General features: G+C 71.7%; 14 protein-coding genes and 1 pseudogene. 7 read left to right on the forward strand and 8 right to left on the reverse strand.

Annotation, left to right across the window (positions count from 1 at the left end; translation table 11 throughout):
- The 5 genes and pseudogenes from kgd to ACFRFC_RS36880 all read right to left on the reverse strand — a co-directional run.
- A pseudogene (gene kgd / locus ACFRFC_RS36860) lies at positions 1–394 on the reverse strand (multifunctional oxoglutarate decarboxylase/oxoglutarate dehydrogenase thiamine pyrophosphate-binding subunit/dihydrolipoyllysine-residue succinyltransferase subunit); the annotation flags it as partial.
- A 294-nt stretch (positions 395–688) separates the two neighbouring features.
- Entirely contained in the window at positions 689–1,801 is a 1,113-nt protein-coding gene (locus ACFRFC_RS36865) for an ATP-binding protein (RefSeq protein WP_382691718.1), read from the reverse strand.
- On the reverse strand, positions 1,798–2,541 hold the full coding sequence (locus ACFRFC_RS36870; RefSeq protein ID WP_362756316.1) for a response regulator transcription factor: 744 nt from the start codon (positions 2,539–2,541) through the stop codon (positions 1,798–1,800). Before ACFRFC_RS36870 ends, ACFRFC_RS36865 begins: the two co-directional genes overlap by 4 nt.
- A 113-nt stretch (positions 2,542–2,654) precedes the next feature.
- On the reverse strand, positions 2,655–3,359 hold the full coding sequence (locus ACFRFC_RS36875) for a spermidine synthase (protein WP_382691717.1): 705 nt from the start codon (positions 3,357–3,359) through the stop codon (positions 2,655–2,657).
- Positions 3,360–3,962: 603 nt separating this feature from the next.
- The gene (locus tag ACFRFC_RS36880) at positions 3,963–4,463 is read right to left on the reverse strand and encodes a YfbM family protein (RefSeq protein WP_382691716.1); all 501 of its coding nucleotides are present in this window, start codon (positions 4,461–4,463) and stop codon (positions 3,963–3,965) included.
- 917 nt (positions 4,464–5,380) lie between these two features.
- On the opposite strand from ACFRFC_RS36880, the gene lon reads away from it, so the two are divergent.
- Both lon and ACFRFC_RS36890 read left to right on the forward strand, forming a co-directional pair.
- Positions 5,381–7,822, forward strand: coding sequence for an endopeptidase La (gene lon, locus ACFRFC_RS36885; protein WP_382691715.1), 2,442 nt, complete (start codon positions 5,381–5,383; stop codon positions 7,820–7,822).
- Positions 7,823–8,204: 382 nt separating this feature from the next.
- Positions 8,205–8,597: a MarR family winged helix-turn-helix transcriptional regulator gene (locus tag ACFRFC_RS36890; protein ID WP_382691734.1), complete on the forward strand. Its 393-nt coding sequence runs from the start codon at positions 8,205–8,207 to the stop codon at positions 8,595–8,597.
- Positions 8,598–8,643: 46 nt separating this feature from the next.
- On the opposite strand, the gene ACFRFC_RS36895 is transcribed toward ACFRFC_RS36890, so the two are convergent.
- Complete coding sequence (locus ACFRFC_RS36895; RefSeq protein WP_382691714.1) at positions 8,644–9,432, reverse strand: hypothetical protein; 789 nt, start codon at positions 9,430–9,432, stop codon at positions 8,644–8,646.
- 398 nt (positions 9,433–9,830) lie between these two features.
- Between ACFRFC_RS36895 and ACFRFC_RS36900 the strand changes: the two genes are divergently transcribed.
- Genes ACFRFC_RS36900 through ACFRFC_RS36920 form a run of 5 tightly spaced genes read left to right on the forward strand, consistent with a single transcriptional unit; the run spans position 9,831 to position 15,851 of the window.
- Positions 9,831–12,956 carry a nitrate- and nitrite sensing domain-containing protein gene (locus ACFRFC_RS36900; RefSeq protein ID WP_382691713.1) on the forward strand — a complete coding sequence of 1,042 codons (3,126 nt, stop codon included), beginning with the start codon at positions 9,831–9,833 and terminating at the stop codon, positions 12,954–12,956.
- Positions 12,953–13,522: a roadblock/LC7 domain-containing protein gene (locus ACFRFC_RS36905; RefSeq protein WP_382691712.1), complete on the forward strand. Its 570-nt coding sequence runs from the start codon at positions 12,953–12,955 to the stop codon at positions 13,520–13,522. The genes ACFRFC_RS36900 and ACFRFC_RS36905 overlap by 4 nt, the downstream gene beginning before the upstream one ends.
- Positions 13,519–13,938 (forward strand): DUF742 domain-containing protein, encoded by a 420-nt coding sequence (locus ACFRFC_RS36910; RefSeq protein WP_382691711.1) that lies wholly within the window; start codon positions 13,519–13,521, stop codon positions 13,936–13,938. The genes ACFRFC_RS36905 and ACFRFC_RS36910 overlap by 4 nt, the downstream gene beginning before the upstream one ends.
- The gene (locus ACFRFC_RS36915; protein ID WP_382691710.1) at positions 13,919–14,557 is read left to right on the forward strand and encodes an ATP/GTP-binding protein; all 639 of its coding nucleotides are present in this window, start codon (positions 13,919–13,921) and stop codon (positions 14,555–14,557) included. The genes ACFRFC_RS36910 and ACFRFC_RS36915 overlap by 20 nt, the downstream gene beginning before the upstream one ends.
- Positions 14,558–14,600: 43 nt before the next feature.
- Positions 14,601–15,851 (forward strand): styrene monooxygenase/indole monooxygenase family protein, encoded by a 1,251-nt coding sequence (locus ACFRFC_RS36920; protein ID WP_382691709.1) that lies wholly within the window; start codon positions 14,601–14,603, stop codon positions 15,849–15,851.
- An 81-nt stretch (positions 15,852–15,932) separates the two neighbouring features.
- Here the strand turns inward: ACFRFC_RS36920 and ACFRFC_RS36925 are convergent, their stop codons facing one another.
- Entirely contained in the window at positions 15,933–17,096 is a 1,164-nt protein-coding gene (locus ACFRFC_RS36925; RefSeq protein WP_382691708.1) for an NlpC/P60 family protein, read from the reverse strand.
- A gap of 103 nt (positions 17,097–17,199) precedes the next feature.
- Entirely contained in the window at positions 17,200–17,475 is a 276-nt protein-coding gene (locus ACFRFC_RS36930; protein WP_382691707.1) for a hypothetical protein, read from the reverse strand.
- Between the last annotated feature and the right edge of the window lie 19 nt (positions 17,476–17,494).

Consider the following 17,494-nt stretch of genomic DNA (forward strand, 5'->3'; position numbering starts at 1 on the left):
CCGGAGCCGCGGCGGGCGCGGGCGCGGCGGCAGCGGGCTGCGGGACGGCCGGGGCCGGGGCGGCAGGGGTCGCCTGCGCGGCCGGGGCGGGGGCCGGGGCCGCCGCCGGGGCGGCGGGCGCGGGCGGAACCGGGCTGGCCGGAGCCGGTGTGGTGGTCTCCGCAGCCCCCGCGGCCGCGGGACCCGCCGGAGCCGGGGACGCGGGGGCCCCCGGCTTGTAGTCGGCGAAGAAGTCCCACCAGGCGCGGTCTACCGAATTCGGGTCCTGGAGGTACTGCTGATAGATCTCGTCGACGAGCCACTCGTTCGGACCGAACGCGGCAGCGGGGTTCTTGCCCGCTGGGTCGGCGTCGGTCGAGATGCTCGATGCGTTACTGGGGGACTGTGGCGACACGGCGGCAACCGCCCTCTTCCGCTTCACAAGTGATGGGACAGCGGGAATTAAGGCTACGCCCCCATGGCCGGGAAGGTCAGGTCGGGCCGGTTCAACGTCGTGCAAGTCACATCCGAAAGCGTGTTTCGGGGCTGGAAATGGCGGGAAACAAGCGTGGTTCCGCCTCTGAAGAAATGCGTCCGCCCAGGTCCGGCGCGTGTCGCGCGCCGACCCGATGCCGACCCGTGCCTGATCACACGTGTCCGTGGGGGCCCGGTGCAGCCGGGCCCGAAGCGTTCCCAAGCAAAGTTTACGTCAACTTGGCAGAGCGCGGTCTCCCGGAAGAGTGACAAGGATCCGGCAGCCCCTATCGGATTCGGCCACGCCGATCCGGCCGCCGTGCAGATCGACCGCCCAGCGCGCGATCGCCAGCCCCAGCCCCGTACCGCCGTCGCTGCCCGGACCGTGCGGCCGGTTGACCGCGCCCCGGTTGAACCGCTCGAACACCCGGTGCCACTCCGAGCGCGGAATGCCGGGCCCCTCGTCCAGCACCTCCAGCTCCAGCGACTCCGGACGCGCGCCGCGCCGCGCCCTGAGCGTGACCCGGCCGTGCGGCGGGCTGTGCTTGACCGCGTTGTCGATCAGATTGGCCACCACCTGGTGGATCCGCTCCGGATCGGCGTGCGCGGTCAGCTCCGGCGGGGAGACGTCCAGATGCAGATGTACGTCCGTACGGGTGTGACCGCCCGATCCGGAGGCCATGCCCGCGCGCGCCGAGGACACCATGTTGGCCTCCTTCAGCACCCCCGACAGATACGGCCACACCTCGAACCGGCGCTGCTTGAGCGGCACCACCCCGTGGTCGAGACGGGACAGGTCCAGCAGCGTCTCCACCAGCCGGCCCAGCCGCTCGGTCTGCTTCAGGGCGGTGCGCATGGTCTCGGGATCGGCCCGGGTGACCCCGTCCACGATGTTCTCCAGCACCGCCCGCAGCCCCGCGATCGGGGTACGCAGCTCGTGCGAGACATTCGCCACCAGCTCCTTGCGCTGATGGTCCTGTGCCTCCAGCTCGTCCGCCATGCGGTTGATGGCGATGGCCAGATCGCCCAGCTCGTCCCGGCGGTTCTCCCGCACCCGGCGGGTGTAGTCGCCGTGCGAGATCGCCCGGGCCACCGCGTTCATGTCGTCCAGCGGGGCGGTCAGCGAGTGCGCCACGAACTGTGTGATCAGCAGCGTGGCGATCATCGAGAAGACCGTGATGAACCGCAGCTCGGTCTGGGTGCGCACGGCGATCATCGACAGACCGGTGGTGATCAGCACCGAGGTGACGACCAGCGCGCCCAGCTTGGTCTTGATCGAGAACGGACGCACGCCGCCCCAGGGCTCCCCCCCGGGGCTCTTTCTCGCGGCCGGCCGCCCCTCGCTCATGGCGTCGGTGTCTCCAGCGCGTAGCCCACGCCGTGCACCGTGCGGATCCGCTCCGCGCCGATCTTGCGCCGCAGCGCCTTGATGTGGCTGTCGACGGTCCGGGTGCCGGAGGCGTCCGCCCAGTCCCACACCTCCGCCAGCAGCTGCTCACGGGAGAGCACCGCGCGGGGCGTGTTCGCCAGGCACACCAGCAGATCGAACTCGGTGGGCGTCAGATGCACGTCCTCCGAGCGCACCCGCACCCTGCGCTGCGCGTGGTCGATCTCCAGCTCGCCCAGGCGCAGGATGCCGCTCCTCGGCGTGGACGCGGCGATCGCCGCCCGCTCCACCCGGCGCAGCAGCACATGCACCCGCGCCGCCAGCTCCCGCATCGAGAACGGCTTGGTCATGTAGTCGTCCGCGCCGACGCCGAGCCCGACCAGCATGTCCGTCTCGTCGTCACGCGCCGTGAGCATCAGCACCGGCACCGGGCGCTGGGCCTGCACCCGGCGGCAGACCTCCAGGCCGTCGAAGCCGGGCAGCATGATGTCGAGGATCAGCAGATCGGGCTGCCACGCCTCGGCCGTGTCGACCGCCGCCGGTCCGTCGCCGGCGGTCTGCACCAGAAATCCCTCGGCGCGCAGCCGGGCCGCGATGGCGTCGACGATCGTCGGGTCGTCCTCGACCACCAGCACCCGGCGCTGTGCGCCGGGTGTGGCCGTCGCCGCCGCGCTGCTCTGGGAGGTGTGTGTCTGCTCCATCGCCCGCCCCTGAAGTGTGCTTTCCGGAATCAGTGGGGTGATCCCTGGACTGCTATTGACGCTTGAATCATCCGCGCCAGGTACGCAGCGTACGGGCAGTCCCCGCGCCTTTGCTATCCAGGCCGGACGCCGAGATGCACGACGTCCGGAACGCCCCGGGCAACCGGCACCTCTTCGGTACGCACACGGTGTAATCCGGCATTCCCCAAGGTTCCTTCAAATTCCGGAGAGGGTTTCGCGGACCATACGGCGAGTACCCCACCGGGGGTCAAGACCCCTGCGCAGCTTGCGATTCCAGCCTCCGAATAGAGCCCGTCATTGTCCTCGGTGACGGTCCAGCCGGGCCCGTTGTCGATGTCGAGGCACAGGGCGTCATAAGTGGCGCACGTCTCATTGACGTACGCGACCAGATCCGCCTGGACGATCTCGGTGCGCGGGTCGGCGAGGGCCTCGCGGGTGAACTCGGCGAGGGGGCCCGCGCGATGCCAGTCGATGACGGCCGGTTCGCGCTCCACGACGGTGATCCGGCCCCAGCGGGGATCGGCGGCGGCGTGTGCGAGCGAGAACCCGACGCCGAGCCCGCCGATGAGGACGCCGGGCGCGGTCCGCCCGGCCAGCGCGGAGAGCGCCGCGTCGATCAGCAGCCGCTCGGAGCGGCCGTCCGAGGTGTCCATCAGGAAACAGCCGTTGGCGATGATCTGGAGCAACTCGCCGTGCCTGCGCAGCACGACCTCGCCGTAGGGACCCTCACGCCGGTCCAGGACTTGCGGGCGGCCGGCGAAGGCGGGATGGCTGGGAGGGACGGAAGAGGCGGCCATCCATTCATCCTGTCAGCCTCCTGACGTCCACCCGACGGAATTTCGCACACGGTGTTGACGGACGGTGAACGTGGCCGGGGCTGCCGGGGGCGGAGTGAGCGCGGGGCCGGGCGGGGAGCGGCCGGGGAGCGGCGCCCGGCACGGCTCCCGGTCACGCCCTGTGCGGAGGCACCGAACCCGCCGTGCCGTTCGGTATATCCGGACATCCGGCCGAACGCCGTGTCCGGCGGGGCCGCGTCTCGGGGCGTCGAAACCGGCCATCGGCGCGGCGCCCCGCTCGGCGATCTCCGCGACTACGGCGGCCCGTTCCGGAGGGACGCAGGCCAGGGCGGGCACGGAGTCCGACAACGGCACAATCTCGGCCAACTCCTCCTCGGGACAGGCGAGGGGGCTTGCGAGGCGAAGCGCCTCGACGGCCCGTCCCGCTGTTCGAACGGCGTACCCGCTCCCGGCACCGCCAGATCCGCCCCGCCCCGGTCGGCGACTGCCTCGCCGCACCTGAGCGGCCCTGCCGAGCGCGCTGAACTCACCCGCCCCGCCGGTCCCTTCGGCCCGCACCGGACGGACGTACGGATGCTCGAACAGCGGTCAGGTGCCGACAGGTCAGCCGATCCATATGACGACGGCCTGCCGATAGCGGGCGGCGATCCGGAAGAAGCGGGCCAGTTCCTGGTACTCCGCGGTCACCCAGTCCAGCGTGTCGCCGCGCTCCCAGATGTGGGGGTAGATCTCGGCCGCGGTGAGGTCCGCCGGGTTCACGCCCTTGTCCAGGGCCTCGGGGGTGAGGGCGGCGAGGGCCTCGGCGGCCTGCCGGACCCGGTCGGGGGTGAGGTAGCGGGGCGGTCCGTGGCCCCACTCCGCCGCCCCGGGGAGGTCCTCCTCGCCGAACACGATGTCGACGGGGAACGCCCGGCGGCGCAGCAGGAAGTCCAGCGCGTGCCAGGTCTTCTCCGTGCTGTGCAGCCGCGGCTCCGGTACGGGTCTCTCCTCGGCGTCCGCCGCCTCGGCCAGCTCGCCGACCCGGTCCCGGGCCCACTCGGGGTCGCCGAGCGCCCGGTCGAGTTCGGCGGCGGTCAGACGTACGTATTCTCCGGTCATTCCCATGGGCGGAGCCTAGGAGGCGGCACTGACAATGCCGTCCCTGCTGTCCTCAGTGTCCTTACTGTCCTCGCCGAGGTGCTTCGCGCTGGTCAGGGGGCGCCTGGCCCTCCGGGGTGCCACCGAGGACGGCCGTGCGGGCGTTCCGGTCGGCCGCCGCGCGGTGCGGGGTGCGCATGACGGCCCTGCGCAGGCCCCCGGTGGCGGTGGTCGGCGGAGGTCTTTGTCTGGTCGACCAGGGTGGGTGACGCCGGTTGTGGCGAGCTGGCCGCGCGGGGCGGAGGAGCCGGCGGGCGCTGTGGTCGCCACGTGGGTCACCGGGTCCGTCTTCCTGTCCGTCACCCCCGCCGCGACTCCGTCCGTCACCCCCGCCTCGGCCTCGGCCGGGACCCGCCTTGCGTCCGCGCGCGCAGCCGGTAGCCCTGGTGGGCGGGGGTATGGGCTTGAGGTCCGGTGGTCGTCGGGATGTCAGGTGGGCGGGCTCGGGGTCGGTCCGTCAGCCTGATCCCGGCCCCGGCCCCGGCCCCGGCCCCGGCCCCGGCCAGGCCCGGCACCCGGCCAAAGCCCGGCCCGGCCCGCTCGGCGGTGTCGAATACCTTCATCCACACCCCGTGGCCCAGCATCGCCCCAGCCACCTTGCGGACCGTCTCCTCGTTCACCCCCGGCGTCGTTCGTGGCGCCGCGGGCATGCCGTGGTCCGGGAGGCCGACGGCGATGGTCCAGCGCCATGGCTCGGTCTGCGGCTTCGCCGGCCCGTGGGACACGTTGCGCGGGTGTCGGAATCCCCTCGCCCCTTTCGGTGTTCTGGCTCGTCACGGGCTTGTGATGGGGTGATCGCTCAGAGCGAACAGCCGTCGGGGAACAATGGGGGGCTCACGAGCATTGAGTCGGCATAGCTCAACTTGACTGCCGAAGGGGAGATCATGGCTGCTGAGTCCGCCGGCTTCGGGGCGTCCACCCCGCTCGCCCTGCCCGTGCTGCCGCTCGACGACGAGGTCGTGCTGCCCGGGATGGTGGTCCCGCTGGACCTGAATGACACAGACGTACGCGCCGCCGTGGAGGCCGCCCAGGCCGCCGCGCGGTCGGAGCCGGGCAAGCCCAGGGTGCTCCTGGTGCCGCGGATCGACGGGGTGTACGCGACGACGGGCGTGCTCGGCACGGTCGAGCAGGTCGGCCGGCTGGCCGACGGCGACCCGGGCGCGCTGATCCGGGGGCGTGGCCGCGTGAAGATCGGCGCCGGGACGACCGGGCCGGGCGCGGCCCTGTGGGTCGAGGGCACGCGTATCGACGAGAGCGTGCCGGACCCGCTGCCGGGGCAGGCCGCCGAACTGGTGAAGGAGTACAAGGCGCTGGCCACCAGCTGGCTCCGCAAGCGCGGTGCCTGGCAGGTGGTGGACCGGGTGCAGGCCATCGACGATCTGTCCGCGCTGGCCGACAACTCCGGATACTCGCCGTTCCTGACTGTCGAACAGAAGATCGAACTGCTGGAGACCGGTGACCCGGTCGCCCGGCTGAAGCTGGCCGCCCAGCAGCTGCGTGACCACCTCGCCGAGCAGGATGTCGCCGAGACCATCGCCAAGGACGTCCAGGAGGGCGTCGACAAGCAGCAGCGCGAGTTCCTGCTGCGGCGCCAGCTGGAGGCCGTACGCAAGGAGCTGCGCGAGCTGAACGGCGACAACGGCAAGGACTCGGGCGAGGAGTCCGACGACTACCGCTCGCGCGTCGAGGCCGCCGATCTGCCCGAGAAGGTGCGCGAGGCCGCCCTCAAGGAGGTCGACAAGCTGGAGCGGTCCAGCGACCAGTCCCCGGAGGGCTCCTGGATCCGTACCTGGCTGGACACCGTCCTGGAGCTGCCCTGGAGCGAGCGCACCGAGGACGCGTACGACATACAGGGTGCCAAGGGCATCCTGGACGCCGAGCACTCCGGTCTGGAGGACGTGAAGGAGCGGATCACCGAGTACCTGGCCGTGCGCAAGCGGCGCGGCGAGCGGGGCCTCGGGATCGTCGGCGGGCGGCGCGGCGGTGCCGTGCTGGCGCTGGTCGGCCCGCCCGGTGTCGGCAAGACGTCGCTCGGCGAGTCCGTCGCGCACGCCATGGGGCGCAAGTTCGTCCGGGTCGCCCTCGGCGGCGTCCGGGACGAGGCCGAGATCCGCGGCCACCGGCGTACGTACGTCGGCGCGCTGCCCGGCCGGATCGTGCGGGCCATCAAGGAGGCCGGGTCCATGAACCCGGTGGTGCTGCTGGACGAGATCGACAAGGTCGGCTCCGACTACCGGGGCGACCCGGCCGCCGCCCTGCTCGAAGTCCTGGACCCGGCCCAGAACCACACCTTCAGGGACCACTACCTGGAGGTCGAGCTGGACCTGTCCGACGTGGTCTTCCTGGCCACCGCCAACGTGCTCGAAGCCATCCCGGAGGCCCTGCTCGACCGTATGGAGCTGGTCCGCCTCGACGGCTACACCGAGGACGAGAAGGTCGTCATCGCCCGTGACCACCTGCTCCCGCGCCAGCTGGAGCGGGCGGGGCTCGACAGGGACGAGGTGACCATCGACGAGAGCGCCCTGCGCAAGCTGGCCGGCGAGTACACGCGCGAGGCCGGGGTGCGCAACCTGGAGCGGTCGGTCGCCCGGCTGCTGCGCAAGGTCGCGGCCCAGCACGAACTGGGCGAGCGGAAGCTGCCGTTCACCGTCCTGGACGCCGACCTGCGCGCCCTGATCGGACGGCCGCACCATGTGCCCGAGTCCGCCCAGGACCCGGCCGAGCGGCGCACGGCGGTGCCGGGCGTGGCCACCGGCCTCGCGGTCACCGGAGCGGGCGGTGACGTCCTCTTCGTGGAGGCGTCGCTGGCCGACCCGGAGACGGGCGCGGCGGGTCTGACGCTCACCGGGCAGCTCGGTGATGTGATGAAGGAGAGCGCGCAGATCGCCCTGTCCTTCCTGCGCTCCCACGGGGCCGAGCTGGAACTGCCGGTCGGCGACCTCAAGGACCGGGGCGTGCACATCCACTTCCCGGCGGGCGCGGTCCCCAAGGACGGCCCGAGCGCCGGTGTCACCATGACGACCGCGCTGGCCTCGCTGCTCTCCGGTCGGCAGGTCCGTACGGACGTGGCGATGACCGGTGAGGTCTCGCTGACCGGGCGGGTGCTGCCGATCGGCGGCGTGAAGCAGAAGCTGCTCGCCGCGCACCGAGCCGGGGTGACCACCGTCGTCATCCCCAAGCGCAACGAAGCGGACCTGGACGACGTCCCGGCCGAGGTGCTGGACAAGCTCGACGTCCACGCCGTGACCGATGTCCGCCAGGTCCTGGAGCTGGCGCTCGCACCCGCCACCAACGGGGCGGCGCCGGAGGTCCCGGTCGCGGCGTGACGGACGCGGCCGGTCGGGCAGGGCCCGGGGTCCCGTGAGGGAGACCCCGGGCCCTCGTCCGAAGAGGGGTCGGAGGCTGCCGCCGGTCCGTGCCTGCGAAATACTGACGGAGCTGCGGAGAAGACAGCTCCTGGCGGAAACTTTCATGGACCGGAAACCGGGCAGGGGTGCTGACGTGCACGAGGACGGAAACGGCGAGGGGCATCGGGGCGAACCGGGCCCGGCACCGAGTGGTGTGGACCAGAGCGCGGAGCAGCGGTCGGACCAGCGGTCAGGGCAGGGGGCGGACCAGCGGTCGGAGCAGGGGTCGGGGCAGCGGTCGGAGCAGCGGTCGGATCCGGTCGTGCATCGGGAATTCCTGGATCTGGAGCGCGAGCTGACGATGTTCATGCGCCGGGCGCGGGCCAACCAGGGTGAGATGGCCCGCGAGGTCCACCCCGACCTGGAGTCGTCCGCGTACGGGCTGCTGGTGCGGCTGGACGAGTGCGGGCGGCAGCGGGCCACCGACCTTGCCGGGTACATCGGCGTCGGCAAGGCCACCATGTCCCGCCAGCTGCGTGCCCTCGAAGACCTCGGCCTGATCGCCCGCGAGCCCGACCCGGCGGACGGCCGCGCCTGGCTGGTCCATCTCACCGACGAGGGCCGCAGCCGCGTCGGCCGCGTCCGTGAGGCCCGCCGCGCCCGCTATGTCAGCAAGCTCGCCCACTGGGACCGCCACGAGGTGTCCGAACTGGCGAGGCTCCTCCAGCAGCTGAACCGGGGCATGGAGAAGTAGGCGGAGAAGGAGACCCCGCCCTACAGGGCTCCCCTCAGGGCTCCCCTCAGAACTCCACGAAAACCACCGTCGCATCGTCATGCGTCTTGCTCCGCCGCAGATACACCCGTTCCTCCGCGTCGGCCCGTTCCCGTGCCCGTACCTGGTCGATCAGGGACTGGGGGCCGTTCTTGCGGACGTGGAGGAACAGGTCCGTCCAGTCGCCCTCGCGGAACGTCTCCGTCCAGCGGGTCGCGCCGTCGGTGAGGGCGGCCAGCGAGCGGACCCCGGAGCGCGGGAGCGTCCCCGTCACCGCGCGGGCCGCCACCGAGGGATCCGCGGCGGCCGTGAAGAAGCCGCCCTCCTTGTTACGGAGAGTGGCGTCGGTCGCCGCCGCCGAGGTCAGGGTGGACCGGGGCACCCGGTCGAGCCGGTCGTCGAGGACCGGGGTGACCAGGCCATCGGGCGATTCCAGCAGCAGCGCCGAGTCGGAGAGCACCAGGTATTCGATCTCCGTGGCGGACCAGCGGACGGTGACGACCGTTGCCTGTGGGGTGCGAGGGTGAGAAAGGTCACAGGTTTCGGCGTGTGCTGAAGCGGTACGCGCGATGGCGAGCGACAGCGCTTCCGCAAGGGGGACATCAGTGAGCGAAACGGTCAGCTCGGTCAATGCCCCGCCCAGGCGCGCGGCGTACCAGGGGACGGAGTGCACGCACCCCGTCCCGTCCGGCGGTGGTGTCACCCCGTCGAGCACCACGAGCGAACCGCCCTGTCCGTGGGCGGGTAGTCCGACACTCGCGAAGTCCTCGTTGGGCCGCGCCCGCTCGCCGGGCTCCGATACCAGTTCCGTACGCATTCCGTCAGTCTGCACCACGCCTTCACAACCTGCGCGAATGGGCGACAACGCCTGCCCGGACGGCACGGCGGCGCAGGTCAGCCGCCGGGTTTGCGAGTAAATGCGGTGATCCGGGAACTGGTGACGGCGAATCCTGTCAAAGTGCGTCCCGCACGTCCAACTGGGGCGCGGGACCCACCCCTGCGCACAGGCCGGAGGAACTTGCCCGCCAACTCCCCTCCGATGTTCACTCCTTCGGGTGGCGGGTCCGATGATGCGCGACCACCATCCAGCGGCACTGGGAGGGTCGGTCACCGAAACCGGGTGAGGTCACACCAGTTGCACCGAATTGACGGAACGTCACCCGGCCGAACGTCACCCGGCCCTTTGGGTACAGCGAGTCAGGAATGCGAGCACCGGTGCAGAAGAAGCGGCTTCGGCGCGCAGGCAAGCGGACGGCCCCCACAGGAGGTCAGGAGCACCCGCCCGGCACCATCGCCGGGGGATCCGCGGGCCCGGCCGGCCCGGCCGTCGGACGCGGGCGGCCCACCCATGTACGCAACCGGCTGATCATCGCGGTGGCCGTGGTCGCCGCGGCCGTCGCCGGCGCGGGCACCCCCTCGGTGCTCGCCGCCTCCGGCCAGCTGAGCGACACGCAGGACCTGGTGACGCTGGCCACGACGACCCAGAACGCCCTCACCCTGGCCCACTCGCTCGCCGACGAGCGCGACGAGGTCACCTCCTTCGTCGCCGCCGGCCGCGACGAGTCCATGGCGCCCTCCGAGCAGCACAGCGTCCGCGTGGACCGCCAGGTCGCCGAACTGCGCGCCGACCCCGGCACCCCGGCCGCGCTGCGCGAGGACCTGGACACCATCGCCGGTGTCCGCCGCACCGCGCTCACCGGCAAGAACACCGCCATCGAAGCGCACCAGGCGTACTCCGACGCCATCGACGGACTCCACCGGCTCGCCGAGGACCTGGCCGAGAACCTGCCCCCACGGGCCGGGTCCGGCGCCTACGCCCTCGCCGAACTCGACACCGCCGTCCAGCAGGCCGCCGCCACCCGGGGCCTGCTGCTGGCCGCGCTCAGCGTCCCCACCACCACCGAGACCACCTACGACCCCTACACCGGTCTGCCCATCGAGACCACCGTGTCCTCCGACGAGGACACCGAGGTCCGTGACGCGCTCACCGCCGCCGCCCAGCAGGCCCGGCTGCGCTCCGACGCGGCCCTCGCCGGCTTCCACGACAGCGCCACCGAAAGCGCCAAGACCTCCTACGACTCCACCCTCACCGGCAGCGAGGTCAACTCCGCCGACGCGTTCCTGGCCGACCTCACCGACCAGCCCACGCTCAGCGAAGGCGAGCTGTCCACCGCCGCCGACGAGCTGGACGCCGCCCTGTCGGCCCGGATCGAGCTGATGCGCGGCGTGGAGTCCGCCCTCTACGAACGCCGGACCACCGATCTGGAGGCCCTGCGCGACGACGATGTCACCGCGCTGGAGATCCGGATCGCCGCGCTCGGCGCGCTGCTGCTGCTCGCCGTCGGTATCGCCACCGCCATGGCCCGCACCCTCACCCGCCCGCTCGCGGTGCTGCGCCTCGGTTCCGCCCGGCTCGCCGAGGCCGGTGACCCGCGCGCCGCGGAAGCGGTGAAGTTCACCGGCCGCAACGACGAGTTCGCGCAGGTCGTCCGGTCCGTCAACACCCTGCACGCGCAGGCCGTCACGCTGCACGAGCGGATCGCCACCCTGGAGTCCGACCGCAAGCACCTGGTCGCCCAGCGGCAGCGGATGGCCGACGCCCGTGAGGAACTGCGCGGCGAACTCGCCGACTCCGCCACCGCCCTGGAGCGGTTGCGCGGCACCATCGGCTCCACCTTCGTCAACCTCTCGCTGCGCACCCTCGGCCTGGTGGAGCGTCAGCTCACCGTCATCGAGGGCCTGGAGGACCGCGAGGACGACCCCGACCGGCTCGCCACCCTCTTCAAGCTGGACCACTTCGCCACCGTCATGCGCCGGCACAGCGAGAACCTCCTGGTGCTGGCCGGTACCGAGCATGTCCAGCACAGCGCCGGACCGGTCCCGCTCGTCGATGTCGTCCGCGCCGCCGTCAGTGAGATCGAGCGCTACGACCGGATCCGCATCGCCGCGCTGCCGCCGCACGCGCATGTCGCGGGGTTCGCCGCCGACGACCTCTCCCATCTGCTGGCCGAACTCATGGAGAACGCCACCGCGTTCTCCCCGCCCGAGGTGCCCGTCGAGGTCTCCGGCTGGCTGCTGGAGAGCGGCGAGGTGATGCTCTCCGTGCAGGACGAGGGCATCGGCATGACCGAGGAGCGGATGGTCCGGCTCAACACCCGGCTCAGCGAGTTCGACCCGGACTCGCCCTACGAGCAGGAGGGCGACGACGGTCTCGGGCTCGGCCTGTACGTGGTGGCCCGGCTCGCCCACCGCCACCAGGTGCGGGTCCAGCTGCGGGAGCAGAAGCAGGGCGGGATCGCCGTCGTCGTGGTGCTGCCCAGGACGCTGCTCGCCGATCCGCGCCCGGCCGCCGTCCCCGCCCCGGCGCCCTCCGCCGACGCCAGCGGGACCTTCACCCTCCCCGGCGCCGACGCCGAGGCCAACTCCAACGTCCTGCACGGCCGCCGCTCCGAGTCCCGTGACCCGCTGGTCGCCCTCGCGGAACAGGCGGTGGCCGCCGCGACCCCGGACGAGCTGGAACCCGTACGGGACGAGCCGCCCACCCTGGACGCCTCAGTCACCTCAGACACCCCGGACACGGCCACCCCGGACACGGCCACCCCGGACACGGCCACTCCGGCCACCGCCGTGCCGGACGCACCGGAGACCGGCGACCCGGAAGCCGCCGTCCAGGACACGGCCGCACCGGAATCCGCCGTCCAGGACACCGCCGTACCGGAATCCGCCGTACCGGAATCCGCGGTCCAGGACACCGCCGTACCGGACATCGTGCCGGTCGCGGACACCGTGCCGGTCGCCGACGACCTCGTAGGGGAGCACGTACGGCAGCACGAGCGGGAGCGGGTGCGGGAGTCCGTGCCGGAGCCCGTCGTGCCCGCGCCGCTGCCGGTGCGCAAGGTGGTGCGGGAGCCCAGTCCCGCCGCCGAGACCACGATGGAGCTGCTGGCGCCCGAGCCGCTGGAGGAGCACGCGGCACCGGCGCCCGCGTCCGATCCCTATGCCATCGGGCCCGACACCCACGAGCGCGCGCCCGATGTGCGGCCCCATGGCGAACCGGGCGCTGCCGAGGAGCCCGTCACCGACAAGGGGTTGCCGAAGCGCACCCCCAGGATCACCGTCCCGCAGGCCGCGCCCCGGCCGCGCGGCGGCTCCGTCGACGCGGAGGCGCTGCGGCGGCGGCTCGGCGGGTTCCGCAAGGGGGCCGAGGCCGGGCACCGGGACGTGACGGTGGAGATCGCCGAGCAGACGGCCCGTACCCGGACAGCCGACGCGGGATCCGACGCAGGACACACAGAGGCCGAAGAATTCACGGGGGGCACCGTCGAGGAGGCAAGCAGTTGACCGCGCCCAGTACGTTCGGACTGAGCAGTGAGGCCCGTAATCTGCACTGGCTGCTGACCAACCTCGTCGAGGAGGTGCCCGGCATCCTCTCCGTCGCTGTGGTCTCCTCCGACGGGTTGCTGCTGCTCTCGTCCGACCCCGGGAGAAACGCGGAAGCGCGGGAGGCGAGGGAGGAGCGCCCCAGCGGGCCACGCGGCTCCTCCGCCGATCTCGCCACCATCGTGTCCGGCATCGGCAGCCTCACCATCGGCGCGGCCAAGGTGCTGGACTTCGGCGGGGTGAAGCACACCATGATCGCGTTGGCCGAGGGCAGTGTGTTCATCATGTCGATCAGCGATGGCTCGCTGCTCGGCGTGCACGGCTCGGCGAGCTGCGACATGAGCGTGGTGGCGTACCACATGGCGCTCTTCGTGGGCCGCGCCGGACATGTGCTGACCCCTGAACTCCGCAGCGAGCTGCGTAAATCCCTGGAATCCGAGTCCGAGTCCGAGTCCGATTCTGGATCCGATCCTGGGTCCGGTTCCGGGTCCGGGGCCAGGCCCCAGCTGGCGGAGCGTGAGCGATGAGTGACGGCGGGCACGAGAAACTCCCGGTGCGCGGCGGCGACCGCAAAGCCGCCCGCGTCCGGCCCTACTCGCTCACCGGCGGCCGGACCCGCTTCGGCCATGTCCTGCTGGTCGAGACGTTCGTGGCCACCACCGAAGCGCTGGAGGCGGGCGAGGAACGCAAGGAACTCACCAAGGGCTCCCTGGCCGGGGTGATGCCGGAGATGCGGGCCATCGTCGAACTGTGCCGCCGGATGCGTACGGTGGCCGAGATCGCCGCGCTGCTGAAGATGCCCCTGGGCGTGGTCCGGGTGCTGCTCAGCGACCTCGCGGACCAGGGGAAGATCCGTGTGTACGGAACCGGCACCGGCCATGGCGCGGGCCGGCCGGAGCGCGCGTTGCTGGAAAGGGTGCTGAGTGGACTCCGTCGTCTCTGACGCCGCCTCGGGCGTCGCTCCGCTCCTCGAAGAGGACGGCCCTCTGCGGTCCTGGGAGACCGACCGCACCCGTGCCCCCATCGCCACCAAGATCGTGGTGGCCGGGGGGTTCGGGGTCGGCAAGACCACCCTGGTCACCGCGGTCTCGGAGATCCCTCCGCTGCTGACCGAGGCGCTGATGACCGAGGCGAGCGAGGAGACCGACGATCTCACCGCCACGCCCGGCAAGCTGACCACCACGGTGGCCATGGACTACGGCCGGATCACCCTGGACGACGATCTGGTGCTGTATCTCTTCGGCACCCCCGGCCAGCAGCGGTTCTGGTTCATGTGGGACGACCTGGTGCGCGGCGCGGTCGGCGCCGTCGTGATGGCCGACACCCGCCGCCTCAAGGACTGCTTCCCGGCCCTGGACTACTTCGAGAGCTGCGGGCTGCCCTACATCGTCGCGGTCAACCACTTCGACGCCAGCGAGCGTTTCGAACCGGATGATGTGCGGGAGGCGTTGACGATCCCCTCACACATCCCTGTAATGATCATGGACGCGCGGCGCCGGATCTCCGTGATCGAGACCCTTCTGGCGCTCGTCGGCCACGCGCTCGACGAAACACCCGAGTAGACCGGCCTACCCCATAGGCCCGACCCAGGGAGCCAGCAGCCGTATGCGGAAGATACTCGTCGTCGGAGCCGGACAGTCCGGCCTCCAGCTCGCCCTCGGCCTCCAGTCCCACGGGTACGAGGTGACATTGATGTCCAACCGGACCGCGGACGAGATCCGGTCCGGCCGGGTCATGTCGACGCAGTGCATGTTTCATACGGCGCTCCAGCACGAGCGCGATCTTGAGCTGAACTTCTGGGAGTCCCAGGCCCCGCGCATCGAGGGCCTCGGTGTCTCCGTCGCCGCCCCCGGCTCGCACGACCCCGGCCCCACCCAGCGGATCATCGACTGGGTCGGCCGCCTCGACGGCTACGCCCAGTCCGTCGACCAGCGGGTCAAGATGGCCGGCTGGATGGACATCTTCGTCCAGCGCGGCGGCCAGCTCGTCATCCACGGCGCGGCGGTCGGAGACCTCGACTACTTCGCCCGTACGTACGACCTGGTGCTGGTGTCGGCCGGCAAGGGTGAGCTGGTCCAGATGTTCGGCCGGGACGCCTCCCGCTCCCCGTACGCCGAGCCGCAGCGGGCGCTGGCCGTCTCGTACGTCCACGGTCTGGGCCCGCGCCCGGAGCACCCGGTGTTCGACGCGGTCCGCTGCAATCTGGTCCCCGGCGTCGGCGAACTCTTCGTCATGCCCACGTTCACCGCGTCCGGGCGGGCCGACATCCTCTTCTGGGAGGGCATCCCCGGCGGCCCGCTGGACGTCTTCAACGGTGTCAAGGACCCCGCCGAGCATCTCTCCCTCACGCTGGAGCTGATGGAGAAGTTCACGCCGTGGGAGTACGCGCGGGCCACCAAGGTCGAACTCACCGACGCCGGGGGCACGCTGTCCGGACGGTACGCGCCCACCGTCCGCCATCCCGTCGGGCGGCTGCCGGGCGGTGGCCTGGTCCTCGGGGTCGCCGATGTCGTCGTCGCCAATGACCCGATCACCGGGCAGGGGTCCAACTCCGCGGCCAAGTGCGCGGCCGTGTATCTCGCGTCGATCCTGGAGCGGGGGGAGGGGGAGTTCGACGAGGACTGGATGCGGGGCACGTTCGATCGGTACTGGGATGCTGCTCGGCATGTCACCAAGTGGACCAACGCGATGTTGGCTCCGCCGGCTGAGCATGTGCTGAACTTGATCGGGGCTGCGGGGGAGGTTCAGCCTGTGGCTGATCGGTTCGCCAATGGGTTTGATGATCCTTCGGACTTTGAGAACTTCTTCTATGAGGCTGAGAAGGGTTCGGCGTATCTGTCGTCGCTGGCTGGCTGATTGGTCGCCCAGGCGCCGTGGGGGTGTGGTGGGGCGGCGGGTGCAGGTCGTGGGTGGTTGCTCGCGCAGTTCCCCGCGCCCCTAAAGGGGTTGGCCGTCCCCCGTGTCTGTAGGGGACTGCGGGGATGCGTAACCCTCATCTGAGCCCTCCTCCGCCCCTTCCGGCAGGACCGGTGGGGTGTACGTCGGCATGGGGGTGGACCTTGGGTCTGGGCGTACCGCGCCCAGGATGGGGTTGGCCGCGATGGGGGAGACCTTGATGTCCGTGTCGGGGCGGGGGGCCTGGATCACCTTGCCTTCGCCCAGGTAGAGGGCTACGTGGGTGGCCTCGGGGAAATAGATCACCAGGTCGCCGGGGCGCAGGCGGTCCAGCGGGACATGTTCCAGCTGGGCCCACTGCTCCTGGCTGGTGCGCGGGATCGGGGTGCCGGCGTCCGCCCATGCCTGGGACGTCAGGCCCGAGCAGTCGTACGCGTCGGGGCCCTCGGCACCCCACTCGTACGGTTTCCCCAGTTGCCCCACCGCGTAGCGCAGCGCCCGGTCGCCCGCCTCGGTCGGGTTGCCCGCCGTGCTGCTCAGGGCGCCCGACGCCATGAACGTGTCCTGGGCCTTGGCGACGTTGGCGGCCTCGGCCTCGGCGAGCTGCCGGATCTGTTCGGCGGTGAGTGAGGCGAGGAGCTTCTCCACGCCGTCCAGGTGGGTCCGGACCTCGTCGCGTGCCTTCTTCTGCTGCTCGGCGAGGGTCAGCCGGCGGTCCAGGGCCGCGCGGGCCTTGCGGGCGAGGACGTCGGCCTTGCGTTCGCCGCCCTCCAGACGGTCCACCGTCTTCGCCCGCTCACGCGCCATCTGGCCGATCACATGGCCCTGGTCCAGCGCGTGCTGCGGATCGCGGGCCAGCAGCAGCCGGACGTACGGGGAGATGTCCGTGCTGGCCTGGTACTGCTGGCGGGCCAGCCGGCCGGCCGCGCCCCGGCTGTCGTGCAGGGACGTCCGGGCGCGGGCCAGTTCGGTGTCCAGCCGGCGTACCTCGGCGCGCTGCTTCTTCAGCGTCTCCTCGGTGGCGTTGTAGGTCTCGGTCGCCTTCCCGGCCTCCCGGTACAGCCGCTGAAGATCTGTCAGGAGGGAGGCGATGGTGGGGTCCTGCGGCGGCTCCCCCGGGGGCGCGGCCACCGCCGGGGGACCGGCCAGGGCGACCGAGCAGAGCGCGCAGAGCGTACAGGCCAGTCGCAGAAGCCTTCCTGACACGTCATCACCTCCGGCGCGGGGAGGAATCTCCGCCCCGCACCGCGAGGATGGGGCCGCCCGGCGCGGGGCGCGCGCCGAGCGTCGGCGGGATGGCGTAACGGGGTCACCCGTGCGTGCCCGGCCGGGTCCATGGCCAGTTCCGTCGGCCTGTCGGCCTGCCCTCCGGCGCGTGGACGTACTTCCAGCGGTCCCGCAGGCCGACCCGGCCGCTGGGGGAGCGCGGCACCCGCAGATACACCAGCACGGTCGGCTCACCGCCGTCCGGGCCGGGGACCGGGACGCGGTACGTCTTCGGGGGGTGCCCGGTCATGCCGAGCAGCACCGGCAGCACCCGGCCGTCCAGGGGGCCGCCCTCGAAAGGGGTGTCTTCGCTCTTCACGGGACCAGTGTCCCGCGCC

Source organism: Streptomyces sp. NPDC056734 (assembly GCF_042790455.1).
Taxonomy (GTDB): Bacteria; Actinomycetota; Actinomycetes; order Streptomycetales; family Streptomycetaceae; genus Streptomyces.

Bases quoted from the DNA above. Each gene is read 5' to 3' on its own strand.
- ACFRFC_RS36865 (WP_382691718.1), bottom strand. From the start codon at position 1,801: ATGAGCGAGGGGCGGCCGGCCGCGAGAAAGAGCCCCGGGGGGGAGCCC.
- ACFRFC_RS36870 (WP_362756316.1), bottom strand. From the start codon at position 2,541: ATGGAGCAGACACACACCTCCCAGAGCAGCGCGGCGGCGACGGCCACA.
- ACFRFC_RS36875 (WP_382691717.1), bottom strand. From the start codon at position 3,359: ATGGCCGCCTCTTCCGTCCCTCCCAGCCATCCCGCCTTCGCCGGCCGC.
- ACFRFC_RS36880 (WP_382691716.1), bottom strand. From the start codon at position 4,463: ATGGGAATGACCGGAGAATACGTACGTCTGACCGCCGCCGAACTCGAC.
- lon (WP_382691715.1), top strand. From the start codon at position 5,381: ATGGCTGCTGAGTCCGCCGGCTTCGGGGCGTCCACCCCGCTCGCCCTG.
- ACFRFC_RS36890 (WP_382691734.1), top strand. From the start codon at position 8,205: ATGTTCATGCGCCGGGCGCGGGCCAACCAGGGTGAGATGGCCCGCGAG.
- ACFRFC_RS36895 (WP_382691714.1), bottom strand. From the start codon at position 9,432: ATGCGTACGGAACTGGTATCGGAGCCCGGCGAGCGGGCGCGGCCCAAC.
- ACFRFC_RS36910 (WP_382691711.1), top strand. From the start codon at position 13,519: ATGAGTGACGGCGGGCACGAGAAACTCCCGGTGCGCGGCGGCGACCGC.
- ACFRFC_RS36920 (WP_382691709.1), top strand. From the start codon at position 14,601: ATGCGGAAGATACTCGTCGTCGGAGCCGGACAGTCCGGCCTCCAGCTC.